The following is a 3,774-nucleotide window of genomic DNA, read 5'->3' as shown; positions in this document are numbered from 1 at the left end:
CCTATACATATTAATATTGATTACATGATTGCTTATAGGATATAGCTAGCATATAAATACACGTTAAGGACACTTTAATACAAAACAGTTAACTTTTACCCCTTAAGACTAAATAGCTTGTATTTTACTCAAAACTTAATTGTGTGTGATGTCGAAAAAGAGTGTTTCCTTTAGTCCTTTTACGTCAAAGGTATTCTTTATTGTACTTGGTTTAGGTGAACCTTCAGTTAAGTTTGATTCTAATACAGATTTTAAAATATAGATTCGAGATTTTTTCATCCATCTCAATAAGATAAGAATTCTTTTCATTTTGAGATGGATTTTACTCTTTTTTTGCAACTATCTATAAAATTTCTTATGTAAACATCACGACTTTTTTCAAAACATCGCATTTTTTTATAAACGGTACGACTTTATTTCAAAGCTGCATCTTAAAAACGAGCTCCCTTTATCAAGAGAGCTCCTGTTCTTATTTCTTCTTCTTTTCTGTCGGTTGGCTTTGTTTAGCGAAATTAGATGAATCATCGAAATTCGGTTGCTTTTTACCAGCATTATCACTTCTACCTTTTCCCATATGTAATGCACCTCCCCTCTTTCTTACTATTCCCAATAAAAAAATCCTCTTGCATCCAAGAGAATATTTTATTGGGCTCTTATTAATAATACCCAACTGTTCCCACAGTACTTCCATCACTTCCAGCCCTACCATACCATAGCGGTACTTGCAATATTAAAGGTAATAAAAATAGCAAAGGTTAAAAAATTTATCATACGCCTGGTCAACAGTTCTATGATAAAACGAAAGCTGAAGAAATGTTTTCCTTACCTTATCTTAACCTCTTCAAAAGTCTTTCAACTATGACAATTCAACGTTGTTAGCAACCTACTGAAATAGGGTAAATATTACATGTTATTCTATTAAACTTTGAATTATTTGTAAGAAATGCTAAAGTTAAATAGGTTGAAAAAATATATAAAGTGAGGCGATATTTTTGAAAAAGTTTAGCTTATTACTAGCGGTATTTGTAATGATTGTTTCATTATTTATCCCTAATCTTGCAAGTGCTAAATCTTTCCCTGATGTCCCATCTAATCATTGGGCATATAAAGAAATTAACTATTTAGCGGAAAAAGGCATTATTAATGGTACTCCGGAAGGATATTTTAATCCTAGTGACAATGTAACTCGTGGACAAATGGCATTAATGTTAGATTTATCGTTAAAATTAGAAAAGCCAGCTAGCTATACTCATATTTTTTCAGATGTAACCAAAGGTATTTATTACTATGATTCTGTACATAAGTTAGCGCATTATAACATTGTACAACGTGAAAAAAACTACTTCCCTGATCGTTCATTAACTCGTGCAGAAATGGCTGTCGTACTCGTCAAAACATTTAATTTAAAACCTACAGGTACTGACGTAAACTTCCCTGATGTTCCAGCTAGTCATTGGGGTTATCAATATATCAAAACTTTAGCTCAAAATAATATTACTGCTGGATTTCCTGATGGTACATTCGGTCCAGACTTAAAAGTAACTCGTGAGCAATTCGCTGCTTTCTTAGCTCGCGTATTAGAACCAAGCTTCCGTCCAACTCTTCCTCAACCTAAGGGCAACTTAGAAGTTCATTATATTGATGTAGGACAGGGTGATGCAACGTTTATAAAGTCTCCAAGTGGAGAAACTATCCTCATTGACGGAGGTAACAACGGCAAAGGTAAGGTAGTCGCAAATTATCTAAAGGGACTAGGATTCCAAACCATTGATTATATGATTGCTACGCACCCTGATGCCGATCATGTAGGCGGCTTAGATGAAGTACTTTATTCCATGAATGTAAAAAATGTTTATGCACCTAAAGTAAGTCATACAACCGATACATTTAAAGACTTTTTAACTGCAGTAGCCGACAAAGGATTAACAATTAAAGAAGCAAAGTCTGGCTTGAATTTACCCATAAACGGTTTAAACTCACAATTCCTAGCTCCTGTTAGAGAATATGGTGACGACTTAAACGAATGGAGCTCTGTATTAAAAATAACGCACGGCAGCAAATCATTCTTATTTACTGGCGATGCTGAAGCGAAAAGCGAAAAAGATATGGTTGCAGCGCATGGGTCAAACTTAAAATCTGATGTATTAAAACCTGGTCACCATGGAAGTAAGACTTCTTCTTCTCAGCCATTTTTAGATGCAGTTAAACCAAGCATTGCTGTAATCAGTGCTGGTGCAGGTAACCGATATGGACATCCTACACAGGAAACTTTAGCTAAGCTATCTTCAATGTCTGTTAAGGTTTATAGAACAGATTTAAATGGGACAGTAGTTGTTAACAGCGATGGTTCTAATATTTCTGTAAGAACGGAGAGATAATTATGAAAAGAGGTATTATTGACCGTTTTGAAGGAGAACTAGCAATTATTGAAATTAATAACTCAACAATTGATGTGCCTAAATCCAAACTTCCCGCTACTGCAAAAGAGGGTGATGTTCTTATAATCGAGGATGATAAGTATACAATTGATAAGGACGAAACAGATAAAAAGAGACGTGAAGTCCAAGATTTAATGGATAAATTATTTGAATAACAAGATTAAATGTTAAAATGAGAAGAGCCATCCAACAGGACGGCCATGGGATTCACCTGAAACTGAGCCAATGATACCTTTTGATGAGCATTTAAAAGTTCCTCTTGATAAAGTTTTTGATTAAGGAGTGTTGAGAACAATGGGGAGATATCCACTAATAACAATAATGAAAGAAAATGAGGATAAAGAAAGTGTGATTTACAGTTTCGGTCCAGATACTGAATCTTGCATGTTAAATCCAGAGCTTTATAGTAGATGGAATTTTAAAGTTGCTAAGAATGCAACTAACCGTGTGGAAGCATTTATTTTACTAGATGATATGCCTGAGAAACATATTTCCTTATTATATAAATGCATTCACAAAATATATGCTCACATAGAAGAAAATGGTGACATAGAAAATATGAATAACATTGATTTCCCGGAATATTTCGAGTTTATCGTATAATATGTATCAGCATTAAACGTTTGACATAATAATTGTAAGAAACCGACTCTTTAGTGGGAATCGGTTTCTTTGTCATACTGTTACTAGGTTAATAGACGTTTACATAGGCTTCATTTACAGTTACATAGTATGTTTTACCTTTACTATTGTGTACTTTGTATTGATACAAACCATTCACACTTACTTTCACATCAATTGCAAATCCCAACCCTGCATCTACAGAACCAGCGACATCTTTACCCTGTCAAGAAAGGTATTATTGAAACGTAGATTATTAACCTTAGCAACAACACACTTACCTACAAAGGGACTACACAGTAATTTCTCCTATTATATGTATAAATCATGCTAAGTTAAATTGGTTTGATTTTATAAGGAGCCAAAAACCTCTAAATATTTATTTTATAATCACATAATTAATCCTAATATAACTAAAGTTTGATATAATGATACAGTTATTAATAGCAATTAGGGGGATATACAGCATGAACTATACAAATATGCCAAAAAGAATAGGACTGGTTAAGCAGACTCCATTCGCTTCGATACCGAAGAAATTCATCGGTATTGGTAAGATTGTTAAAAAACAAACAAAAGTGGAGCGCCCTACATTAACCCAAGACGAACAAGAAATTATTGAAAACAAGTTATTATGTTCATTTCTTTCTGAAGAGAAGATATTGATTACTTATTATAGAGATGGTCATTTGCTTACTAGATATGTGACTGTAAC

At 33.5% G+C, this 3,774-nt stretch carries 4 protein-coding genes and 2 pseudogenes; 5 read left to right on the top strand and 1 reads right to left on the bottom strand.

Annotated features, from left to right (window positions below; all coding sequences use genetic code 11):
- Nucleotides 1–714: 714 nt before the first annotated feature.
- From BWGOE10_RS33910 to BWGOE10_RS04710, 4 genes and pseudogenes are all read left to right on the top strand, one after another.
- Nucleotides 715–879 (top strand): annotated as a pseudogene (locus tag BWGOE10_RS33910) (hypothetical protein); the annotation flags it as partial.
- Nucleotides 880–992: 113 nt separating this feature from the next.
- Complete coding sequence (locus BWGOE10_RS04720) at nt 993–2,378, top strand: S-layer homology domain-containing protein (RefSeq protein ID WP_070144163.1); 1,386 nt, start codon at nt 993–995, stop codon at nt 2,376–2,378.
- A gap of 2 nt (nt 2,379–2,380) precedes the next feature.
- Nucleotides 2,381–2,593 carry a DUF3006 domain-containing protein gene (locus BWGOE10_RS04715; RefSeq protein WP_070144162.1) on the top strand — a complete coding sequence of 71 codons (213 nt, stop codon included), beginning with the start codon at nt 2,381–2,383 and terminating at the stop codon, nt 2,591–2,593.
- A 139-nt stretch (nt 2,594–2,732) separates the two neighbouring features.
- Nucleotides 2,733–3,041: a hypothetical protein gene (locus BWGOE10_RS04710; RefSeq protein WP_070144161.1), complete on the top strand. Its 309-nt coding sequence runs from the start codon at nt 2,733–2,735 to the stop codon at nt 3,039–3,041.
- Nucleotides 3,042–3,129: 88 nt separating this feature from the next.
- Here the strand turns inward: BWGOE10_RS04710 and BWGOE10_RS33240 are convergent.
- Nucleotides 3,130–3,353 (bottom strand): annotated as a pseudogene (locus BWGOE10_RS33240) (N-acetylmuramoyl-L-alanine amidase); the annotation flags it as partial.
- A 173-nt stretch (nt 3,354–3,526) separates the two neighbouring features.
- On the opposite strand from BWGOE10_RS33240, the gene BWGOE10_RS04705 reads away from it, so the two are divergent.
- Nucleotides 3,527–3,774: YolD-like family protein (locus tag BWGOE10_RS04705; RefSeq protein ID WP_070168343.1), on the top strand; the 248-nt coding region annotated here is incomplete at its 3' end.

It is taken from the genome of Bacillus mycoides (assembly GCF_001757995.1).
Taxonomy (GTDB): Bacteria; Bacillota; Bacilli; order Bacillales; family Bacillaceae_G; genus Bacillus_A; species Bacillus_A mycoides_B.
Note: the sequence above shows the minus strand (reverse complement) of the source record. Positions and strands in the feature narration are given on the sequence as shown.